Raw genomic sequence first — 20,950 nt, 5'->3', positions numbered from 1 at the left:
CAGCACCTCACGGACGTCCCTGCTGCGCGGTCGGCCGCGCGGGATCCGCCGCTGTCCGCCGCAGCACCCCATGCAGCGGCTCGGTCACCGCATCCGGCCGAGCCAACGCCACAACACAGGCCGCGGCATCATCCCCAACCGGCCGACGCCGAGCGCACCGCCGCCGTAGCGCAGCGCCGCCGTAGACCAGCGCGGTGCGGGGCAGCGAACAGATCCCGCCGCACCCGCGCCAGCTCCGCCCGACTCGCACCGGTACCCGCCGCCCCAACGGGCACCGATGTCGCGTCCGTTCCAAGGTTGCGGATGACCAGGGCGCTGACCAGCGGCTCGCAAGGTAGGTCGGGACGGTGCGAGAGGCGATCGTCCGGAACTACCTTGCGGTTTCCTGGCTCAGCTGGCTCAGGGCCGATGGTCCCCACCCGGTCGGGTCCTCGCCGGGCGGCACCATCGCCAGGGCCTGCCAGAGCAGGACGATGTTCAACCAGCCCGCCTCGGCTGGGGTCAGCGGTCGCTCGGACTGGTAGCCGGTAAGGAACTCTGTGCGAACTTCGGCCGACACCGGCCCCCAGCTGTGGTAGCGGGTGCCGAGCAGGACCGCCGCGCGGGCCAGCTCGACGATTCGGTGATCATGCTGGGCCTCCTCGAAGTCGAGGATCGCGGTGACCCCGCCGCGGGCCCACAGGATGTTGGCTGAGCGGATATCGAAATGGACGAGCTGGCGGGGAAGTCGGTCGGGCGGCGCGCTGGTGACCAGCGCGCGCAGCGTGTCACGAGCAGCCATCGGCAGATTGTCGGCGCGGGAGTCGAGCCACTCGGTGACCCGGACCGTCAACGGCTTGGACGAGACGGCGGGGGCGAGAAACTGATCGGCGTCCGGGTATGCGGCCAGCGCGTCCTGCAATTGGGCGAGTATGACGCCGGCCGCCCGCACCTGGTTGAGATCGGCGGTGTCGAGGAGGTCGCCCACGATCTCGCGCTGCAGACCCATCGAGACACGGTCGGCCTCGACCTGGAGGCGGCCGTCTCGTGCGGGGACCGGCACTGAGACCGGCAGCCCTCGGCCGTGGAGCCAGCTCGTGAGACGCGCCGTCTCCATCAGACGCGGAAAACGATCGAGGACTACCGACCATTTCGCGAGCAGTCGGCCGGACGGCGTGCCGACCCACGCCAGCGCGTTGCCGCCGCTCATGACGATCCGCTCGCAGGAGTCGATGCGAACGCCCCAGTGCTTGTCCAGCATCGCGGCAACCCAGCGGCTGGCCGACTCTGGATCGCTGAAGCCGAACCGTTCGTCGAGCGCGTGGCGAGGGTCGTGCGGCTCCCACAGCATCTCCAACATCGGCGCCTGCGATTCGATCACCCGTCGTATCCCATCACGGGACCGCCGGATGCCGCTCGCCCGGCGCCGGTTCTGGCAGGAGGTGGCCTCGTCGTTGCGTCTTCATCGACGCCGATCGTGCGCTACCAACTCGGCACGTAAGGGTGAACTCGCAAGGTTCGCGCGGACGCGACAGGCGATGTCGCGTCCAGTTCCAGGTTGCGGATGATCAAGGCGCTGACCGCCGGCTCGCAAAGTAGGCCCGGACGTCGAATCGACGCTCATACCACGGCATCCTGCTCTCCATTGACGCCGTTCTCCGGCGACCAGCTCGGCGCGTACGGGTGACTCGCAACCTGTTCCGGACGGCTCGCAAGATCACTCGCGGACTTTCCCGGACACTCGCAGGATTCGCGCGGACGCGACGACCGATACGGGTCGACAAACGCTGGGCGAAGCGCCGCCGGTCGATTAGAATGTATGTACTAATCCGCCCGTTGACCTGGGAGGACATCAGTGGCTCCGACCGTCGCCGACACCCCTACGCCCTACGCAACGCTGCTCGGTTTCACCCGCTACGTCGACCGCACCGGCCCCGCCAAGGCGACCTTCGTCGGTGGGCTGCGCCGCCAGCGGGCCAGCCGCTCGGGGTTCAACCCGCACGGTCAACTCGTCAAGGCACTCAAGACCGACATCGCCTTCCACACCGGAGGCACCCACCTGTCCGCGGTCGTCGACCTCGTCAAGCCGCGCTGGAAGCCGCTCTACGAGGCGCTGGTTCCCGGCGCACTGGCCTGGCTGCGGTCGCTGGACGACCCGGACACGGTCCAGCTCGCCCAGACCCACGACGCCCTCGGCATGCTCGGCGGCCTGCCCGTGAAGATCAACCCGCATCTCGGGCTGCGTCACCCCGACGGCCGCGCCGAGGCGGTCCGGCTACACCTCGACGAGCAGCCGCCGAGCAACGAGGCGGTCATCGCGACCCTGCACCTGATGGACCGGCACATGGGTCAGGTGCTGCCGCACGCCGAGCCGGTCCTGGTCGACGTCCGACGGGGCGTCTCACACAAGCGCGACGCGAGCGTCAAGACCGAGCAGGTCGAGCGCTGGCTCGCCGGCGAGGCAGCCGCCTTCGCGGCCATCTGGACCACCGCCGCCTGATCCGCACAACCCCACGGCGGGACGCGGTCAGGCGGCGCGGTAGCCCAACTGGTCGGAGATGCGGGCGGCCGCGGCGAGAAGCGCCTCGGTCGCGTCGAGGGTGTCGGGCCGGAAGCGGGCTTCCGGCCCGGACACGCCGATGACCGCGGCCACCCGGCAGTCGTGCCCGAACACCGGCGCCGCCATCGAGGCGGCGCCGGTCCGGCACTCGCCGTACGAGGTCGAGTAGCCCAGTGACCGGATGCTGACGATCTCGGCCCGCAGCCGCACCGGGTCGGTGATGGTGCGGTCGGTGAGCCGGGTCAGCCGCCGACACAGATAGGCGCTGATCTGCACATCGTCGAGGAAGGCCAGAAACGCCTTCGACGAGCCGCCGGCGTGTAGCGGGTAGGGCACACCGACGTCGAGTTCGAGCCACTCCTCCTGGTCGGGGACCGCCTGGTCGACGTGAAGGCGGGTGTCGCCGCGGCGCACCGACAGCGTGGCGGTCTCCCCGGTGAGGTCCGACAGTCCGCGCAGCTCCGGTCCGGCGGCCGTACGCAGATCGGTACGGGCCAGGTACGAGCGGCCGAGCGCCACCGCGGCGTGGCCGAGGGCGTACCGGTGGGTGGTGGGGTCGAGGACGATGAGGTCGCGACTGCGCAACGCGGTCAGGATCCGGTGCACGACGGCCTTCGTCAGGCCGAGTGCCGTCGCGATCTCGGTGACGCCCAGATCGGCCTGGCCGCTGCGCCCGAAGAACAGAAGCACGTCCATCGCCCGCTCGACGGCCACGACGGAGCGGGACTGGCCGACGGCTCCCCGGTCCGGCGCGGGAGCGGCCCGCTCAGCCGTGCTGCCAACGGTTGCGCCGGTCGGCACGTTGCGCGCTCCTCACTGGACGGACGACCCCGCGCGGGCGCGGACTCCCTGACCTTCGATGCGACGATGTCACACACGATCAACCTCAGCGCGGTCCATCCAACCCTATTTCGAACACACGTTCGACCGCCAGTCACGTCCCGTCATACGGTCGTGGCAGGCTGGGCCGTGACCAAACGGAAGCGGGATGCGATCCCGACCGGAGGGAGGGGCGCGTGACCGAGCGGAGCGAGGGAACCAGCAGGCTCAGACCAAGTCACGCGATCCCGACCGGAGGGAGGGGCGCGTGACCGAGGTGTCGCTGTCGCGGCGGGCTCTCAACCGGGCGTTGCTGGCCCGGCAGGGGCTGCTCGACCCGTTCGACGGTCCGCTCGTCGAAACCGTGGAGGCCGTCGGCGCGGTCCAGGCCCAGCAGTGGACGTCACCGCCGGTGGCACTGTGGTCGAGGCGGCGCGACTTCACCGCCGATCAGCTGTGGGCCGCGCTGGACCGAGGCGACCTGGTCACCGGCATCCTGCTACGCCGCACCCTGCACCTGGTCAGCGCCGACGAGCACCCCGCGTACGCGGTCGTCGCCACCGGGTCCGGCGTCGACGGCTGGCAGGGGCTCAAGGTCACCCGTACGGCCGGCGCCGACCGGCTGCGCACCGACCTGCTGGCGTACGCGGACCGGCCGCGCACCGGGGACGAGTTGCACGACTTCGTCGAGGCGTGGGTCGGGACGCACCCGGGTGTGTTGAGCGACGCCGAGGTGGCGGCGCAACGGGCGTACCGGTGGCGGGTGCTGCGGGCCTCGCCGGCGCTGCTGAAGGTGCCGGCGGACGGACGATGGGCGGCCCGGACCCCGGCCGCCTACCGCGCCGCCCCGGATTGCGGCGACCTGGCCCCGGACGCGGCCCACGACGCGGCGGTACGCCGGCATCTGCGGGCGTTCGGGCCGGCCGGCGTCGACGACGTGGCGTACTGGCTCGGGGCCCGGGTGCCGGTGGTCCGGGCTGCCCTGGGCCGGATCGGCGACGAGCTGGCCCGGTTCGCCGACGAGGAGGGCCGGACGCTGTACGACCTGGCCGACGCGGCCCGGCCGGCCGCGGAGACGGACGCCCCGGTCCGGTTCCTGCCGGCGTTCGACAGTGCGCTGTTGGCGTACGCGGCGGGTCGTCGGACCCGGGTCCTGCCCGACGAGCACCGCGACCGGGTCTACGTGCGGGCGAACCTGCGCTGGCTGCCGACGGTGCTGGTCGACGGCTTCGTGGCCGGGGTCTGGGCGACCGAGGTGAAACGTCGGGTGGCGACGATCACGGTGACTCCGTTCGGCCGGCTGCCGCGCGCCACCCGGACCGCGCTGACCGGGCAGGCCGAGCGCCTGGTCCGGTTCGTCGAGCCGGCCGCCGCCGACCACCAGGTGGTTGTCGGGGGATAACCAGAAGCCGACCTGCCCCGGGCATGCCTATCCTTGGCGACGACATGCAGACTCCGCCGCCCGCCCGCTCCGTGCCCGATCCGACGACCGAGCCGACCGCCCGCCCGGTCCAGCCCGCGCAGCTGGCCGATCTGCGGGCCCGGCTGCCCGAGCTGATGCCCCGGGACGAGCAACGCCTGGCGCGGCGGCTGGAGGGCACCCGCAAGATCCGCGATCCGCAGCGGCGGGCCGCCGCGCTGGTCGAGATCGCCGGCGAGGTCGACCGGGCGGAGTCCCGCCTGGCCGCCCGGCGGGCGGCGGTGCCGACAGTCAGCTATCCGCCGCAGCTGCCGGTCAGCGACCGCCGGGACGAGATCGCCGAGGCGATCCGCGACCACCAGGTCGTGATCGTCGCCGGGGAGACCGGTTCCGGCAAGACCACCCAGCTACCCAAGATCTGCCTGGAGCTGGGCCGGGGGTGCGGGGGCTGATCGGCCACACCCAGCCACGGCGGCTCGCGGCGCGTACGGTCGCCGACCGGATCGCCGAGGAACTGGGCACGCAGCTCGGCGAGACGGTCGGGTTCAAGGTGCGGTTCAGCGACCGGGTCGGCGAGTCGACCATGGTCAAGCTGATGACCGACGGCATCCTGCTCACCGAGTTGCAGCACGACCGGCTGCTGCGCCAGTACGACACGTTGATCATCGACGAGGCGCACGAGCGCAGCCTCAACATCGACTTCATCCTCGGCTACCTGCGGCAACTGCTCCCCCGCCGGCCCGACCTCAAGGTCGTGATCACCTCCGCGACGATCGACCCGCAGCGGTTCTCCCGGCACTTCGGCGATGCCCCGGTGATCGAGGTCAGCGGGCGGACGTACCCGGTCGAGGTCCGCTACCGGCCGCTGGTCCTCGAGACGGAGGCGGAGGAGTCCGACGACACCGACAGCGACATCGTCCGCGACCAGATCCAGGCGATCTGCGACGCGGTCGGGGAACTGTCCGCCGAGGGGCCGGGCGACATCCTGGTCTTCCTCAGCGGCGAGCGGGAGATCCGCGACACCGCCGACGCGCTGAACCGCCTCGACCTGCGCCACACCGAGGTGCTGCCGTTGTACGCCCGGCTGTCCATCGCCGAACAGCACCGGGTCTTCCAGCCGCACGGCGGCCGGCGGGTGGTGCTGGCCACCAACGTCGCCGAGACGTCACTGACGGTGCCCGGCGTCAAGTACGTCGTCGACCCCGGCACCGCCCGGATCTCCCGCTACAGCCACCGGCTGAAGGTGCAACGGCTGCCGATCGAGCCGGTCTCGCAGGCGTCGGCCAACCAGCGCAAGGGCCGCTGCGGGCGTACGTCGGACGGGATCTGCATCCGGCTCTACGACGAGCAGGACTTCCTGTCCCGGCCCGAGTTCACCGATCCGGAGATCCTGCGGACCAACCTCGCCTCGGTCATCCTCCAGATGACCTCGATCGGGCTCGGCGACCTGGCCGCGTTCCCGTTCATCGACCCGCCGGACCGGCGCAACGTCGCCGACGGCATGGCCCTGCTGCACGAACTCGGCGCGATCGACCCGGCGCAGGACGATCCGCGCCGCCGGCTGACCGCACTCGGCCGGCGCCTCGCCCAGCTGCCGGTCGACCCGCGGCTGGCCCGGATGGTGCTCGAGGCCGACCGCAACGGCTGCGTCGCCGAGGTCATGGTGATCGCCGCCGCACTGTCCATCCAGGATCCCCGGGAGCGGCCGGCGGACAGGCAGGCGCAGGCCGACCAGATGCACGCGCGGTTCGTCGACAAGGAGTCCGACTTCGCGACGTACCTCAACCTGTGGCGCTACCTGCGCGAGCAGCAGCAGGAGCGGTCGTCCAGCTCGTTCCGCCGGATGTGCAAGGCGGAGCACCTCAACTACCTGCGGGTCCGCGAGTGGCAGGACATCCACTCGCAGCTGCGGCAGGTGGCCCGCACGCTCGACGTCACCGTCAACGACGAGCCGGCCGACGCGCAGCGTGTCCACCAGGCGCTGCTCGCCGGCCTGCTGTCCCACCTCGGCGTACGGGACGAGAAGAGCAAACCCACCGACACCGGCCGGGGCGGGCGCAACGACTACCTCGGTGCCCGTGGCGCGAAGTTCGCCCTGTTCCCCGGCTCGGCGCTGTTCCGCAAACCGCCGCGCTGGGTGATGGTCGCCGAACTCGTCGAGACGTCGCGGCTGTGGGGGCGCATCGCCGCCCGCGTCGAACCGGAGTGGGCCGAAGCGCTCGCCGGCCACCTGGTCAAGCGCAGCTACAGCGAACCGCACTGGGAGAAGAAGCAGGCGTCGGTCGTCGCCTACGAGAAGGTGACCCTGTACGGCGTACCGCTGGTCACGTCGCGCAAGGTCCAGTTCGGCCGGATCGACCCGACGCTGTCCCGGGAACTGTTCATCCGGCACGCCCTGGTCGAGGGCGACTGGCAGACCGCCCACACGTTCTTCGCCGCCAACCGGGCCCTGCTCGGCGAGATCGAGGAGCTCGAACACCGGGCCCGCCGCCGCGACATCCTGGTCGACGACCAGACCCTCTTCGACTTCTACGACCAGCGGATACCGGCCGACATCGTCTCCGGCCGGCACTTCGACACCTGGTGGAAGCGGACCCGCCGGGAGCAGCCGGAACTGCTCACCTTCGACCGGGAGATGCTGGTCAACGCCGGCCGGGGCGGCGTCGACCCGGGCGACTATCCGGACGTGTGGCGTTCCGACGGCTTCCAACTGCCGCTGACGTACGAGTTCGAGCCCGGTAAACCGACCGACGGCGTCACGGTCGACATCCCGCTGCCGGTACTCAACCAGGTCAACGCCGACGACTTCGAATGGCAGGTGCCCGGCCTGCGCGAGGAACTCGTCGTCGCGCTGATCCGCTCGCTGCCGAAGGCGACCCGGCGCAACTTCGTACCGGTGCCCGACTACGCGCGGGCGGTCCTGGCCCGGATCACCCCCGGCCAGGAGCCGCTGCTCGACGCGGTGACCCGTGAGCTGCGCCGGATGACCGGGGTCACCGTCGCACCGCAGGAGTGGGACCTGTCCCGGATCCCCGACCACCTGCGGGTCACCTACCGGGTGCTCGGCGACGACGACCGGCCGGTCGCCGAGGGCAAGAGCCTGCCGGCCCTGCAACAGCAGCTCAAGGCCGAGGTACGCCAGACCGTCGCGGCGGCCGCCGGTGACATCGAACGGTCCGGACTGACCGACTGGAACGACCTCGGCACGATTCCATCCACTGTGGAGCAGGTGCGCGCCGGCTACCTGGTCACCGCCTACCCGGCACTGGTCGACGAGGGCGACACCGTCGCCGTACGGGTCTTCGAGACCGAGTTGGAGCAGCGCACCGCGATGCGCGCCGGCACCCGGAAGCTGCTGCGGCTCACCGTCGCCTCCCCGGTCAAGTTCCTCCAGGGCCGGCTGTCCAACGAGGCCAAGCTCGCGCTGAGCCGCAACCCGCATCGCACCGTCGTCGACCTGATCGACGACGCCGCCGGCGCCGCCGTCGACCACCTCGTCGACGCCGCCGGCGGCCCCGCCTGGGACGCCGCCGGGTTCGCGGCGCTGCGCGACCGGGTACGCGCCGACCTGGTCGACACCGTCGTCGAGGTGATCGGCCGCACCCAGAAGGTGTTGAGCACCGCCTACGCCGTCGAGCAACGGTTGGGACGGACGTCCAGCCTCACCCTGGTCGCCGCGCTGGCCGACATCCGGGCCCAGCTGTCTGCGCTGGTCCATCGGGGGTTCATCACCGACACCGGGTACGCCCGGCTCGCCGACCTGCCCCGCTACCTGACGGCGATCGAGCGGCGGCTGGACCGGCTGCCGCAGAACCCGCAACGCGACCGGGACCAGCAGGCCCGCATCGACCAGGTACGCAAGGAGTACGACGAGATGCTGGCCGCGCTGCCGCCGAGCCGCCGCGCCGACGCCGACGTACGCGACATCCGCTGGATGATCGAGGAGCTTCGGGTCAACGTGTTCGCGCAGGCGCTCGGCACCCCGTACCCGGTGTCGGAGCAGCGCATCTACCGGGCGATGGACCAGGCCGAGGGCTGCTGACCGGCACGTCGCCGATGGTCCCACGCTGGGCGTACCGTCAGCCGGCACGAGCGGCCGCGCCGGCCCTGACCGGCGGCGGCCTACCTGCGGCGGCGGCCTACCCCGCGGCGGCGGCGCGGACGAGCGCGGCGGCCCCGTCCAGCGACGCCTTCTCGGCGGCGCTCAGCGTGGGGTTGCCCGCCCGCATCGCGACCGCCCGCGGCAGCAGGTCGAGCGGCCGGCCGCCGGCCGCGCCAAGGAACGCGACCAGCATCTCCCGGGCCGGCGCGGCGTACGGGCCGGCCGGATCGACCGCGACCTCGGCGAGGATGAGCGCCGACAGCGCCACGTCGAAGTCCGGCGGCCCGTCGACGGCGTTGCGCCAGTCGATGACGACCGGCCCGCGGGTGGTGAGCATGACGTTGTCGGGATGCAGGTCCAGGTGCAGTACGCGGTCCGCCGGGCCCGTCGACGACCGGGCGGGGATCTCGTGCAGCCGCCGGTGCAGGTCGGCGAGCAGTTCGGCGCCGGCGGCCGGGGTGACCGCGAGGGCGGCCAACGCGCCCAGCAGGGTCGGGCCGTCGAGGCGCTCCATCACCAGATCGGGCCCGCCGGCCGAGACGACCCGCGGCACCGGATAGCCGTACCCGGCGACGTGGGCCATCATCGCCGCCTCCCCGGCCACGTCGCCACCGGCGCGGTAGCGACGCAGCACGGTGCCGGCGTCGAGGAGGAAGACGTCGGCATCACGGCCACTGGCGAACGGCACCGGCTCGGTCATCCGGCGACCCTAACCGGCGCCCCCATGGACTCGACCACCGGTCACCCGCCGTCACGCAGGAGTTCACCGAGTTCGGCCATCCGGCGCAGTTCGTCGCGCAGCGAACCGCGCTGGTCGTCGGTCAGCGGCGTACCGGCCGCCCGGTCGAGCAGTTCGGCGGCCGTACCGGGGTCACCGCCGCGCTGCGCGATGTCGGCGCGCAGCACCAGCAACCGGACCAGCTGCCCGGCGGTCGGCTTCCCATCGGGCCGGGCGAGCACCCGGTCGAGCACCCTTGCCGCGGCCGGCAGGTCCTCTTTGGAGTCGGCGAACAGGGTCGCGGTGTGCAGCGCCCTGTCGTACGCGTCCCGGGGTGCGGGCGGGGTTTCGGGCCCGTCCCCGATCGGTTGCCCGACCCGGATGCTGTTCCCGCCCGGGTCGGTCATCAGGAACTGCCGTACGCCGTACGAGGTGTCCCTCAGTGGGCCGATCCGGGGGATGCCGCGGGTCGGGATCCGGCCGTAGAAGCCCTTGAGGCCACTTCGGAACTCCTCGTACCGGGTGTCGACGTCGTCGGTGAGCACGTAACAGCCGCCGAGCGAGGTTGCCGGGTCGAAGCCCTTCATGCCGAAGAACTGCAGCTCGATGTCGCCGCGTTCGACGACGAGGTAGGGGTAGGGCGCCTTCTGGAGGTAGGTCACCTCGAAGCCGAGCGCGGTGTAGAAGTCGGACACCGGGCTGATCTGGGCGCAGGTGAGCAGCGGGATGGTCTTCTCGGCCATGCGGTGACGGTAGACCGGATCGGCGCCCATACGCCTATGGAGAGTTCGGGGGCGGTGCCGGACCGACGGGGCGGTCCGGGGCGGCCGCGGTCGCTAGGTTGTCGGCATGGCGGGTGAAGCGGCGCGGACGCGCCGGTCGTGGCTCCTGATCGGCCTGCCGGCGGTGGCCGTCGCCGCCGGGGCGCTCGCGGTGGGTCTGCCGGTGCTGCGTGGCCTGGGAGTGGCCGGGAACGACCCGCCGGTGGCCGTCGAGCGGTCGCTCTTCGCCGTCGTGTGCCAGGTCGGCCGGCCCGACGACTGCGAGCGGCGGACGCGGCTGCACGTCGACCGGCGGCCGGTGACCGCGCGGGAGCAGATGCGGGCGCTGACCGACTGGCAGCGGGTCGTCCTGCCCGCCCCGTCCGGCGGTGTGGTCGCCGTCGACGAGGTACGGGCGGCGATCGTCGCGGCCGGGCACCCCGATCCGGTGGTCCAGATCGCGCTGGCCGGCGACCCGGCGCCGCCCGGTACGGTCCTGTACGCGGTGCCGGTGTACGGGACCTGCGTGATCGGTCACCTCGGTGGTGGATCACACGACCTTCAGGTGGTCGGCCCGCTGCCCGACGGCCGCTGCCTGCCCGACTGAGCCGGAGGAATCCGTTGATCTGGGCGGGAGGGACGTTATCGCGCGCGGATAAGGTCCCTCCCGCCCAGATCAACAAGGACCGCCGACGACGCTCCGGCAAAGAAGCGTCCGACCGCCCGTCACCCGTGCGCCGGGATGACCGGACGAACCTGCTCGGATGGCGATCCGGCGCCCGGCCGTCAGGGGTGGTCGCCCCCTCATCACCCGGCAGATTTCGGGATCGTTACGGGTCAGTCCCTTGCCTGAGTTGATCGAGACCTTCTAAGGTCCGAGAAAGCGCTTGCCGCAACAGTTGCAGCCGGCCGGCGAGCCGTTTCGCCGGAGGTGGTCGGTGCGCCCGTACGCCCAGGTCGTGGTCGTCGACACCATGGGTGCCGACCGATGAGCACCGGACCGGCCGCCGCCCCGCGCCGCTGGACCGAGGCGGCCGGTGCCTGGCTCGGCCTCGGCGCCGCCCCCGCCGCACTGATCATGGGTGCCGGGATGGCCGACCGCAACGGCGGCGCGCTGCCGCTGCTCGCCGTGCTCTGTGGTGCGGTGCTGATGGCGCTGCTGCTCTTCGGGCAGGGCGCGCTGGGCGTACGTCCGCCGTACGGCGAGGGCGCGACGCTGACCGAGGTGGCCCCGCGTTACCTGCACCCGTCGAGCCGGCCCCTGATCGGTCTGGTCCTCGGCATCGCCATGATCGGCTGGAACGGGTTCAACGTCGGGCTCGGTGGCGCGTCGCTGGCGGCGGTCACCGGGCTGCCCGGCCCGGTCGCCGCGCTGCTGCTGGCCGCCACGGTGATCGCCGCGTCGTTCACCTCGCCCCGGCTCGGCAACCGGATCGCGGTGCTCACCACCCTGTCCGCGCTCGCGCTGGTCGCGGTCTGTCTGATCCAGTTGCGCCCGGACTCGTCGCCGGTGACCGTACGCCCCGGCGGGCTCGGCATGGCCGCGGACATCGCCGCGATGTGCGGGTACGCCGCCGTCTTCGCGCTTCGCGCCCCCGACTTCAGCCGTGGTCTGGCCGGCCGGCGGGACCTGCTGTGGTGCGTACTGCTGCTGGTGGTGCCGGCGGCCCTGATCGTCGTCGCCGGGGCCGGGGTGTGGCTGCGTACCGGCTCGGCCGACGTGGTCGCGGTGCTGGGCGGCACCGCCGGCATCGCGGCGTACGGGAACCTGTTCGTCACCGCCGGGATCTTCGCCCCGGCACTGACCACGACGTTCTCCGGGGCGCTGGCGCTGCGTGGGGTGTGGCCGAGGCTGTCGACGGTCGCCGCGACGCTGCTGGTGGCGGTGCCCGGCGCGGTGCTCGCCGCGGTGCGCTTCGACCGGCTGATGCTGCCCTGGCTCACCGTGCTGGCGGCCGCGTTGCCGCCGCTGGTCGTACCGATGGCCGTCGAGGCGTTCCGGCGCCGGCGCGGGCGGGCGGCGCGCACCGTACCGGTGTGGACCTGGCTGCCGGCGGGGGCCGTCGCGGTCGCGCTCACCGTCCTGGGCACGCCCGTCGCGGCCCTGGTCGGCCTGTTCCTGGCGGTGCTGGCCACCGCCGGTCATCTGCTGCGCCGCCCGCCGGCTCCCGACACGGGCGTCGGGCCGGCCGGTTGACGCGCCGCCCCGCTTTTCGTGTCGGGCGGCGAAAGTTCTGAGCATCGGCACGGAACTATGGACTCGCATTGACGAAAGCCGTAACCTCTGCGAAACAGCGCCCGCCCCGAGGAGCCGCGCATGTCGCCGAGAACCGGCCCGCCGTCGTACACCCGGAACCGGGCCACCGGCGGACGTCCCGCCAAGGGGCAGCTGGCGTTGATCCTGCTGCTGCCGGTGGTGCTGGCCGGCCTGATCGGCGCCGCGATCGGTTACGCGGTGGCCGCCCCGGACGAGACCGCGGCGGCGGTCGACCGGATCCGTGCCGAGGAGGCCCGGCGGGACGTCACCCAGATCACCGAACTGACGGCACAGGCCCGGACCACCGCGGCCGAACTGGAGGTGCTGCTCGGCGAACTGGACGCGGCGCTCGCCGACGGCGCGCCGCCGGCCGCCGCCGACCAGGTGGCCCGGTGGCAGGCGACGATGCGGGCCGCCGTCGAACGGCACGCCGACACGCCGTCCGGCACCACCGCGACCAACGTGGCCCGGGGCGCCCTGCGCGGCGCGGTGGACGGCTTCGCCGCCGCCGTCGACCTCTACGCCGCCGCACTGGGCCTGCCGGACGCCGACCGGCCGCCCGTACTGGCGCTGGTGGACCGGCAGCGGACCGGCGCGGCGACGGCCTGGTCGGTCGCCGCCGCCCAGCTCGACCAGATCAACATCGACGCGGGCAACGGCCACCAGCACGTGTATCTCGGCGGGCACGCCGGCGAGGGTGCCTTCACCCCGGACGGGGCGCCCGAGGGCGAGCCCGGCGGCTGAGTTACCGCGCGGCCCCATGACAGGGTCAGAAGGGTTCCACCCCCGACGGGAGGCTGCCGTCGGTGGCGGCGGTGCGCAGGTAGTCGTGCAGGGTCTGGCGCAGGGCCTGGGCGGCGTGGGTGGGCACGACGCCCCGACGCCAGGCCAGCGCGATCGTGCGCCGGATGCCCGGTGCGGCCAGCGGGGTGGCGTGCAACTGGGGCCGTCCGGCCACCACGATCCCCGGCACCAGGGCGATGCCCAGGCCGGCCTCGACGAAGCTGAGTACGGCGTCCATCTCGCCGCCCTCGACGGCGAACCGTGGGGTGAACCCGGCCTGCCGGCACGCCTCCAGGGTCGCGTCGCGCAGGTCGTACCCGGTGCGGAACATGACCATGGGCTGGTGACGCAGGGTGAGCAGGTCGACCGGCTCGTCCCGGGCCACCCCGGGCAGCGGGCCGACCGAGGCCACCACCAGGTTCTCGCGCAGGATCGGTTCGGCGGTCAGGGACGGGTCGATGCCCTGCCCGGGGCGGATGATCAGCGCCAGGTCGAGCCCGCCGCGGGTGAGTTCGCCGACCAGGTCCTGCGATCCACCCTCCTCGACGTGCAGGTCGATGGTGGGGTGGGCGGTACGGAACCGGCTGAGCACCTGCGGGGCGAGCGAGGAGCACAGGCTCGGGGTGGCGCCGAGGCGTACCCGGCCGCGCCGCAGGCCGACGAGTTCCTGGACCTCCCGACGGGCGGTGTCGACGTCGGCGAGGATCCGGGCGGCCAGTGGCAGGAGGGCCTCGCCGGCGGCGGTGAGGGCGACGTTGCCGCGGACGCGTTCGAACAGAGGGGCTCCGAGCTCGGCTTCCAGGCTGTGAATCTGCTTACTTAAAGAAGGCTGAGTGACTCCGACGCTCTCGGCCGCTTGGGTGAAATGTCGGTGTTTGGCCACTGCGAGGAAGTACTTGAGCTGTTGGAGCTGCATTCCAATAGCCTATGGCTATCGTCGGTGCGACTCCGATGCATTGGACGACTGGATCAGGCGGTCCTTACTTTCGTCGCGTGGCAGTAGCGACCCGGTCGCCGATCCGCTCCAGCGTCGGCATGAAGGCCCTCATGGCGGTGACGGGCATCCTCTTGGTGCTCTTCCTCTTCGCCCACATGCTCGGCAACCTCAAGATCTTCGTCGGACAGTCGTCGTTCGACGAGTACGCCCACTGGCTGCGCGCCCTCGGCACCCCGATCCTGCCCGAGACCTGGTTCCTGTGGATCCAGCGCTTCGGTCTGCTCGCCGCGGTGATCGGACACATCGTGGCGGCGACGGTGCTGGCGGTACGGGCCCGCCGGGCCCGCCCGGTCCGCTACGCCCACCGGCCCAAGGTGCAGGGCAGCTACGCCGCCCGCACCATGCGCTGGGGCGGGGTGATCATCGTCCTGTTCGTGATCTACCACATCCTCGACCTGACCACCGGGCACCTGAACCCGATCGGCGACAAGTCCGCCCCGTACGGCAACGTGGTCGCCGACTTCGCCCCGGACCGGTGGTACGTCACCGCCTTCTACACCCTGGCCATCCTCGCCCTCGGCTTCCACCTGCGACACGGCATCTACAGCGCGCTCCGCACGCTCGGGCAGCAGACCGCGGACGGGGAACGCAACGCCCGGGTGATCGCCCTCGGCGTCGCGGTCGTCCTCTGCGCCGGCTACCTGACGGTGCCGTTCGCCGTACTCACCGGATTGGTGACCTGAGCCATGACCGAACTGTTCTCGGTCGGCGACCCGATCGCCGACACCAAGGCCCCGGACGGCCCGGTCGAGACCCGCTGGGACCGCCGGCGGTTCTCCGCCAAGCTGGTCAACCCGGCCAACAAGCGCAAGCTGTCGGTGATCGTGGTCGGCACCGGCCTGGCCGGCGGCTCCGCCGCCGCGACCCTGGGCGAGCTCGGCTACCGGGTGCGGTCCTACTGCTACCAGGACAGCCCGCGCCGGGCGCACTCGATCGCCGCGCAGGGCGGCATCAACGCCGCCAAGAACTACCGCAACGACGGCGACTCGGTGCACCGCCTCTTCTACGACACCGTCAAGGGCGGCGACTTCCGCTCCCGGGAGTCGAACGTGCACCGGCTGGCGCAGGTCTCGGTGGAGATCATCGACCAGTGCGTGGCGCAGGGCGTGCCGTTCGCCCGAGAGTACGGCGGCCTGCTCGACACCCGCTCGTTCGGCGGCGCGCAGGTGTCGCGGACCTTCTACGCCCGCGGCCAGACCGGCCAGCAGCTGCTGCTCGGCGCGTACCAGGCGCTGGAGCGGCAGGTCGCGGCCGGCACGGTGGAGATGTTCACCCGGCACGAGATGCTGGAACTGATCGTCGTCGACGGCCGGGCCCGCGGCATCGTGGTACGCGACATGGTGACCGGCGAGATCAGCACCGACCTGGCCGACGCCGTGGTGCTCGCCTCCGGCGGCTACGGCAACGTGTTCTTCCTGTCGACCAACGCCAAGGGCTGCAACGTCACCGCCACCTGGCGGGCGCACCGCAAGGGCGCGCTGTTCGCCAACCCCTGCTACACCCAGATCCACCCGACCTGCATCCCGGTCTCCGGCGACCACCAGTCGAAGCTGACGCTGATGAGCGAGTCGCTGCGCAACGACGGCCGGGTGTGGGTGCCGAAGAAGGCCGGCGACGACCGGGCCGCCGCCGACATCCCCGAGGACGAGCGCGACTACTACCTGGAGCGCATCTACCCCGCCTTCGGCAACCTGGTCCCCCGCGACATCGCGTCGCGGGCGGCGAAGAACGTCTGCGACGAGGGGCGCGGCGTCGGTCCCGGCGGGCTCGGCGTCTACCTGGACTTCGCCGACGCCATCGGCCGGCTCGGCCGCAAGGCCGTCGAGGCCAAGTACGGCAACCTGTTCGAGATGTACGAGCGGATCACCGGCGAGGACCCGTACGAGGTCCCGATGCGGATCTACCCGGCCGTGCACTACACGATGGGCGGCCTGTGGGTCGACTACGACCTGCAGGCGACCATCCCCGGGCTGTTCGTGATCGGTGAGGCGAACTTCTCCGACCACGGCGCCAACCGGCTCGGCGCCTCGGCGCTGATGCAGGGCCTGGCCGACGGCTACTTCGTGCTGCCGAACACGATCGGCGACTACCTGGCCGCCGGGCCGTTCGAGAAGCTGACCGCCGACCACCCCGACGTGGCGCGGACCCGTAGCGACGTCGAGGACCGGATCGCGAAGCTGCTCGCCGTGGACGGTGACCGGACGGTCGACTCGTTCCACCGCGAGCTGGGCCGGATCATGTGGGAATACTGCGGCATGGAGCGCACCGACGCCGGGCTGCGCAAGGCGATCGACCTGATCCGGGGCCTGCGGGACGAGTTCTGGCAGCGGGTCCGGGTGCCCGGCGACGGCGAGGGGCTCAACCAGTCGCTGGAGCGGGCCGGCCGGGTGGCCGACTTCTTCGAACTGGCCGAGCTGATGTGCATCGACGCGCTGCACCGCACCGAGTCGTGCGGCGGTCACTTCCGGGCCGAGAGCCAGACCCCGGAGGGCGAGGCCGAGCGGGACGACGAGAACTTCAGCTACGTCGCGGCCTGGGAGTTCACCGGCACCGGCGACGCGCCCGTGCTGCACAAGGAAGACCTGATCTTCGAGTACGTCCACCCGACGCAGCGGAGCTACAAGTGAAACTGACCCTGCGCATCTGGCGCCAGAACGGCCGTGCGGACAAGGGCCGGATGGTGTCGTACCAGCTCGACGACGTGTCGCCGGACATGTCGTTCCTGGAGATGCTCGACGTGCTCAACGAGCGGCTCACCCTCGAGGGCGAGGAGCCGGTCGCCTTCGACCACGACTGCCGCGAGGGCATCTGCGGCATGTGCGGCATGGTGATCAACGGGGTGGCGCACGGCCCGGAGCGGGCGACCACGACCTGCCAGCTGCACATGCGGCACTTCAAGGACGGCGACACGATCGACATCGAGCCGTGGCGGGCCCGGGCGTTCCCGGTCGTGAAGGACCTCGTCGTCGACCGTTCGGCGTTCGACTCGATCATCCAGGCCGGCGGGTACGTCTCCGCGCCCACCGGCAGCGCGCCGGACGCCCACGCCACCCCGGTGCCGAAGGCGAACGCGGACGCGGCGTTCGAGGCCGCCGCCTGCATCGGCTGCGGCGCGTGCGTGGCGGCCTGCCCGAACGGCTCCGGCATGCTGTTCACCGCCGCCAAGATCACTCACCTCGGGCTGCTGCCGCAGGGCCAGCCGGAGCGGTCGTCCCGGGTCGTCGACATGGTGGCGGCGCACGACGACGCCGGGTTCGGCGGCTGCACCAACGCCGGTGAGTGCACCACCGTCTGCCCGAAGGGCATCCCGCTGACCACGATCGGCCGGCTCAACCGGGACTTCCTGAAGGCGTCGGCGAAGCGCTCCGACAACGCGTGACCCACCCGCCGAATCCGGCGGGGCGGGTCCGGCGGAAAACGCCGGTCCGCCGTGGTCCGGCCGTCCGGCCCGGTCGGACCGGGCCGGACGGCCGTCGTGCGGTGCGTGGGCCGCGCGATACCGTTTCGGCTCCCGTGTTGATCACGGGCGGGATCGGGAGGTGGATCGGTGCGGGTCGTGGCCGAACGGGTGGTGCCGCCCGAGCTCGCCGAGCAGGCCTGGCAGATCTACGCCGAGGCCTTCGAGGAGATGAAGATCCGGGCGGTGCAGCGGCACGTGCTCTACCGCCACGAGTTCGACGAGGTGATGACCGACGAGCGGGTGCGCAAGCTGCTCTACGTCGACCAGCGCCGGCCGGACCGGATCCGGGGCGTCGCCACCGTCACCGACGACCTGTCGGCGATCCCGCTGGTCTCGCCGGAGTATTTCGCGCACCACTGGCCGGATCTCTACGAACAGCGCCGGATCTGGTACGTCGGCTTCCTCGCCGTGCACCCGACGGACCGGGGCACCGGCGCCTTCGCCCGGCTGACCCGGGAGATCTGGCGGCCGGTACTGGCGGCCGGCGGGATGGCGGTCGTCGACGTCTGCCGGCACAACGACGGGTTGGGCTTCCATCGGGCGATCCACCACGCGCTGGGCTCGCTGGGTGGCGGCATCCGCGCCGAGCACATCGACGACCAGTCGTACTGGATCTACGAAGCCCCGGCGCCGTCCTGACCCTGCCCCCGCCACGCCGCCGGGGTGGGCGGGCCGGACAGCACGGTCGCCGGCGTCCCGGCCGCCCGGGACGGCACGACCGGCGACCCCGGTGGCAGGGCCGGTACCGACCGCAGGGCCGACCAGCGCTCACCGAACCGGGCCGGGCCGATCGGGGCGCTCCAGAGCATCCCCTGCCCCATCACGACGCCGAGTTCGGCGAGGACGCCCTGCTGGGTGGGGGTCTCCACGCCCTCGGCGACGACGGTGAGCCCGAGCGCGCTGCTCATCGCCGTGACCGCCCGGACGATCTCCTCGTCCTCGGCGTCGACGCCCAGGCCCCGGACGAAGGCGCGGTCGATCTTGACGCCGGTGACCGGATGCCGCCGCAGGTAGCCGAGCGCCGAGTAGCCGGTGCCGAAGTCGTCGACGACGATGCGTACGCCGAGCTCGCGCATCTGCCGCAGGACCTCGTCGGTGACCGCCGACGCGTCGATCATCACCGACTCGGTGATCTCCAGTACGACGACCCGGGGCGGCACGCCGTAATCGGTGAGGGTGGAGGCGAGCACGTCCGGCAGGTGGGGGTCGCGCAGTTGGCGGGGTGAGACGTTGACGGAGACCCAGAAGTCGTCGGTTACGGTGCCGGTACGCCGCCACTCGGCGAGCTGCCGCACGCTCTCCCGCAGCACCCACCGCCCGATCTTGGCGATGAGTCCGGTGTCCTCGGCGATCGGGATGAAGGCCCCCGGCGGGATCGCCCCACGGGTGGGATGGTTCCACCGGATCAACGCCTCGGCGCCGAGCAGCCCACCGGTACGCAGCTCGACGATCGGCTGGTAGGCCAGGTGCAGCTGCGGCGACACCGCCGACCCGTCGGACGTCTCGGCCGGCAACGCCTTGCGCAGGTCGACCTCGATGTCGACCCGTTCGCGGACCCGCTGGTGCATCGACGAGTCGAACATCGTCCACTTGCCGGGGCCCTCGGACTTGGCCTGGTACATCGCGGTGTCGGCCTCGCGCATCAGGTCGTCGGCCGTGACCTGGGTGCCTGCGTCGACCGGCCGGCCGGCGATGCCGACGCTCGCGGTGATGACGACCTGCGCGAACGGCATCGACAGCGGGGCGCCGAAGCAGTCCAGGACCCGTTCGGCGAGGGCCACGGCAGCGTCACGGCTGCCGACGTCGACCATGACGAACTCGTCGCCGCCGACACGGGCGACGGTCGCCGGCGCGGGCACGACCGTACGCAGCCGCCGCGCCACCTCGACGATCAACTGGTCGCCGGCGGCGTGCCCCCACGAGTCGTTGACCCGTTTGAAGCCGTCGAGGTCGAGGAAGAAGACCCAGACCATCGCGCCGGGTGCGGCCGGGGCGCGCAGCAGCTTGCCGACCTGCTCCGGCAGCATCGTCCGGTTGGGCAACTGGGTGAGCGCGTCGTGGGTGGCCTGGTGCTGGTAGAGGCGCTGCGCGGCGGCGTACGCCTGCACGGCCGAGACGGCCCGCACGAGCAGCAGGACGACCATGGCCACGCCGCCGATCGCGATCACCGCCCGATGCACCACGTTCTTGTCGGGCAGCAGGACGGTGAGCAGGAACGGTACGGCGAGCGCGGGCACGATCAGCATCAGTCGCGGCCACGACCACGCCTGCACGGGCAGCGGGGTGGCCCGGCCGAGTTCGACCATCGAGGGGTGCAGGGCGGCCGCCCCGATGAACGCGAAGCTGAACAGGAACGGCAGGTCGAGCAGGGGCGACCCGGTCAGGTGACCGGTCCGCCCGATGATCGCGTATGCGACGTCGCCGATCAGGACGCCGGTCATCGTGGCGACGAGCAGCAGGTAGCTGGGCCGCCGGGCGGCGGTGGTGAACGCCAGGTTGACCACCAGCAGCACCAGCACCGTGTCGAAGAGCGGATAGACGCCGGCCAGCGCCGACACCACGGCCGACCGGTCCGAGATGCTCGCCGCGGGTACGGCGAACAGCAGGATCGACACGATGGCCATGCCGACGCAGACGATCAGCCCGTCGATCACCGCGTGCTTCTCGATGGCACGCCGGGCGCGTAACAGCCCGGTGAGGCTGAGCAGCATGAGGAGGTATCCGGGCACGGTGAACATGTCGGCGGCCAGCTCGGCGACCCCGGTCTGGAACGACGCCCAGGGGCGCAGCAGTGCCCCGGCGGTGAAGACCACGATCGCGGCGGCGAGCAGCGTCCAGGGGTTGCGCAGTTCGGTGCGGTGCCAGCGGGGGCCGACGACGAGCGCGACCACGCCGGCGACCGCCACCACGATGAAGGTCAGGCCGGACAGGAGCTGGCTGACGTCGGCGACGTAGAGGATCGCCGCGAGAAGCCCGCCGGCGACGTAGAGCCGGGCGGGCAGGGTCGAGGCGGCGGGGCTGTCCGGCGGCGAAGCCGTACGCGGCATCGGCATCGCCCCCTGAACGGACACGTGTGCTGACTGGTCGTCTGGCA

General features: G+C 72.0%; 15 protein-coding genes and 1 pseudogene. 10 read left to right on the top strand and 6 right to left on the bottom strand.

What is annotated here, in order from left to right; genetic code table 11:
• Positions 1-370: 370 nt before the first annotated feature.
• The gene (locus Prubr_RS23190; protein WP_212817002.1) at positions 371-1,360 is read right to left on the bottom strand and encodes a phosphotransferase; all 990 of its coding nucleotides are present in this window, start codon (positions 1,358-1,360) and stop codon (positions 371-373) included.
• Between the two features lie 474 nt (positions 1,361-1,834).
• Here Prubr_RS23190 and Prubr_RS23185 point away from each other — a divergent pair, with 474 nt between their 5' ends.
• Complete coding sequence (locus Prubr_RS23185) at positions 1,835-2,479, top strand: hypothetical protein (protein ID WP_212817001.1); 645 nt, start codon at positions 1,835-1,837, stop codon at positions 2,477-2,479.
• Positions 2,480-2,506: 27 nt separating this feature from the next.
• Here the strand turns inward: Prubr_RS23185 and Prubr_RS23180 are convergent, their stop codons facing one another.
• On the bottom strand, positions 2,507-3,340 hold the full coding sequence (locus tag Prubr_RS23180; protein WP_246567535.1) for an IclR family transcriptional regulator: 834 nt from the start codon (positions 3,338-3,340) through the stop codon (positions 2,507-2,509).
• A 286-nt stretch (positions 3,341-3,626) separates the two neighbouring features.
• On the opposite strand from Prubr_RS23180, the gene Prubr_RS23175 reads away from it, so the two are divergent.
• The gene (locus Prubr_RS23175) at positions 3,627-4,760 is read left to right on the top strand and encodes a winged helix DNA-binding domain-containing protein (RefSeq protein ID WP_212817000.1); all 1,134 of its coding nucleotides are present in this window, start codon (positions 3,627-3,629) and stop codon (positions 4,758-4,760) included.
• A 155-nt stretch (positions 4,761-4,915) separates the two neighbouring features.
• Positions 4,916-8,820 (top strand): annotated as a pseudogene (hrpA, locus tag Prubr_RS23170) (ATP-dependent RNA helicase HrpA).
• 97 nt (positions 8,821-8,917) lie between these two features.
• Here the strand turns inward: hrpA and Prubr_RS23165 are convergent.
• Both Prubr_RS23165 and Prubr_RS23160 read right to left on the bottom strand, forming a co-directional pair.
• Complete coding sequence (locus Prubr_RS23165; RefSeq protein ID WP_212816999.1) at positions 8,918-9,580, bottom strand: phosphotransferase; 663 nt, start codon at positions 9,578-9,580, stop codon at positions 8,918-8,920.
• A 41-nt stretch (positions 9,581-9,621) separates the two neighbouring features.
• The gene (locus Prubr_RS23160) at positions 9,622-10,341 is read right to left on the bottom strand and encodes a bleomycin resistance protein (RefSeq protein WP_212816998.1); all 720 of its coding nucleotides are present in this window, start codon (positions 10,339-10,341) and stop codon (positions 9,622-9,624) included.
• A gap of 106 nt (positions 10,342-10,447) precedes the next feature.
• Between Prubr_RS23160 and Prubr_RS23155 the strand changes: the two genes are divergently transcribed.
• From Prubr_RS23155 to Prubr_RS23145, 3 genes are all read left to right on the top strand, one after another.
• Positions 10,448-10,966, top strand: a complete 519-nt coding sequence (locus Prubr_RS23155; protein WP_212816997.1) for a hypothetical protein — start codon at positions 10,448-10,450, stop codon at positions 10,964-10,966.
• A gap of 381 nt (positions 10,967-11,347) precedes the next feature.
• The gene (locus Prubr_RS23150) at positions 11,348-12,556 is read left to right on the top strand and encodes an SLC5/6 family protein (RefSeq protein WP_212816996.1); all 1,209 of its coding nucleotides are present in this window, start codon (positions 11,348-11,350) and stop codon (positions 12,554-12,556) included.
• A 120-nt stretch (positions 12,557-12,676) separates the two neighbouring features.
• Positions 12,677-13,360, top strand: coding sequence for a hypothetical protein (locus Prubr_RS23145; protein ID WP_212816995.1), 684 nt, complete (start codon positions 12,677-12,679; stop codon positions 13,358-13,360).
• Positions 13,361-13,385: 25 nt separating this feature from the next.
• Here Prubr_RS23145 and Prubr_RS23140 read toward each other — a convergent pair whose 3' ends face one another.
• Positions 13,386-14,315, bottom strand: a complete 930-nt coding sequence (locus Prubr_RS23140) for a LysR family transcriptional regulator (protein WP_425517939.1) — start codon at positions 14,313-14,315, stop codon at positions 13,386-13,388.
• Positions 14,316-14,434: 119 nt separating this feature from the next.
• Between Prubr_RS23140 and Prubr_RS23135 the strand changes: the two genes are divergently transcribed.
• The 4 genes from Prubr_RS23135 (at position 14,435) to Prubr_RS23120 (ending at position 18,495) form a co-directional block, all read left to right on the top strand.
• A complete protein-coding gene (locus tag Prubr_RS23135; RefSeq protein WP_212828383.1) occupies positions 14,435-15,079 on the top strand; it encodes a succinate dehydrogenase cytochrome b subunit in 645 nt (214 codons plus the stop codon).
• A gap of 3 nt (positions 15,080-15,082) precedes the next feature.
• On the top strand, positions 15,083-17,023 hold the full coding sequence (locus tag Prubr_RS23130; RefSeq protein ID WP_212816994.1) for a fumarate reductase/succinate dehydrogenase flavoprotein subunit: 1,941 nt from the start codon (positions 15,083-15,085) through the stop codon (positions 17,021-17,023).
• Positions 17,020-17,775: a succinate dehydrogenase/fumarate reductase iron-sulfur subunit gene (locus Prubr_RS23125; RefSeq protein ID WP_212816993.1), complete on the top strand. Its 756-nt coding sequence runs from the start codon at positions 17,020-17,022 to the stop codon at positions 17,773-17,775. The genes Prubr_RS23130 and Prubr_RS23125 overlap by 4 nt, the downstream gene beginning before the upstream one ends.
• Before the next feature lie 168 nt (positions 17,776-17,943).
• Positions 17,944-18,495: a hypothetical protein gene (locus Prubr_RS23120; protein WP_212816992.1), complete on the top strand. Its 552-nt coding sequence runs from the start codon at positions 17,944-17,946 to the stop codon at positions 18,493-18,495.
• On the opposite strand, the gene Prubr_RS23115 is transcribed toward Prubr_RS23120, so the two are convergent.
• Positions 18,471-20,903, bottom strand: coding sequence for a putative bifunctional diguanylate cyclase/phosphodiesterase (locus tag Prubr_RS23115; RefSeq protein ID WP_212816991.1), 2,433 nt, complete (start codon positions 20,901-20,903; stop codon positions 18,471-18,473). The two genes, Prubr_RS23120 and Prubr_RS23115, sit on opposite strands and share 25 nt — an antisense overlap.
• Between the last annotated feature and the right edge of the window lie 47 nt (positions 20,904-20,950).

It is taken from the genome of Polymorphospora rubra (assembly GCF_018324255.1).
GTDB lineage: Bacteria > Actinomycetota > Actinomycetes > Mycobacteriales > Micromonosporaceae > Polymorphospora > Polymorphospora rubra.
Note: the sequence above shows the minus strand (reverse complement) of the source record. Positions and strands in the feature narration are given on the sequence as shown.

Bases quoted from the DNA above. Each gene is read 5' to 3' on its own strand.
- Prubr_RS23140 (WP_425517939.1), bottom strand. From the start codon at position 14,315: ATGCAGCTCCAACAGCTCAAGTACTTCCTCGCAGTGGCCAAACACCGA.
- Prubr_RS23165 (WP_212816999.1), bottom strand. From the start codon at position 9,580: ATGACCGAGCCGGTGCCGTTCGCCAGTGGCCGTGATGCCGACGTCTTC.
- Prubr_RS23115 (WP_212816991.1), bottom strand. From the start codon at position 20,903: ATGCCGCGTACGGCTTCGCCGCCGGACAGCCCCGCCGCCTCGACCCTG.
- Prubr_RS23130 (WP_212816994.1), top strand. From the start codon at position 15,083: ATGACCGAACTGTTCTCGGTCGGCGACCCGATCGCCGACACCAAGGCC.
- Prubr_RS23155 (WP_212816997.1), top strand. From the start codon at position 10,448: ATGGCGGGTGAAGCGGCGCGGACGCGCCGGTCGTGGCTCCTGATCGGC.
- Prubr_RS23135 (WP_212828383.1), top strand. From the start codon at position 14,435: ATGAAGGCCCTCATGGCGGTGACGGGCATCCTCTTGGTGCTCTTCCTC.
- Prubr_RS23160 (WP_212816998.1), bottom strand. From the start codon at position 10,341: ATGGCCGAGAAGACCATCCCGCTGCTCACCTGCGCCCAGATCAGCCCG.
- Prubr_RS23150 (WP_212816996.1), top strand. From the start codon at position 11,348: ATGAGCACCGGACCGGCCGCCGCCCCGCGCCGCTGGACCGAGGCGGCC.
- Prubr_RS23145 (WP_212816995.1), top strand. From the start codon at position 12,677: ATGTCGCCGAGAACCGGCCCGCCGTCGTACACCCGGAACCGGGCCACC.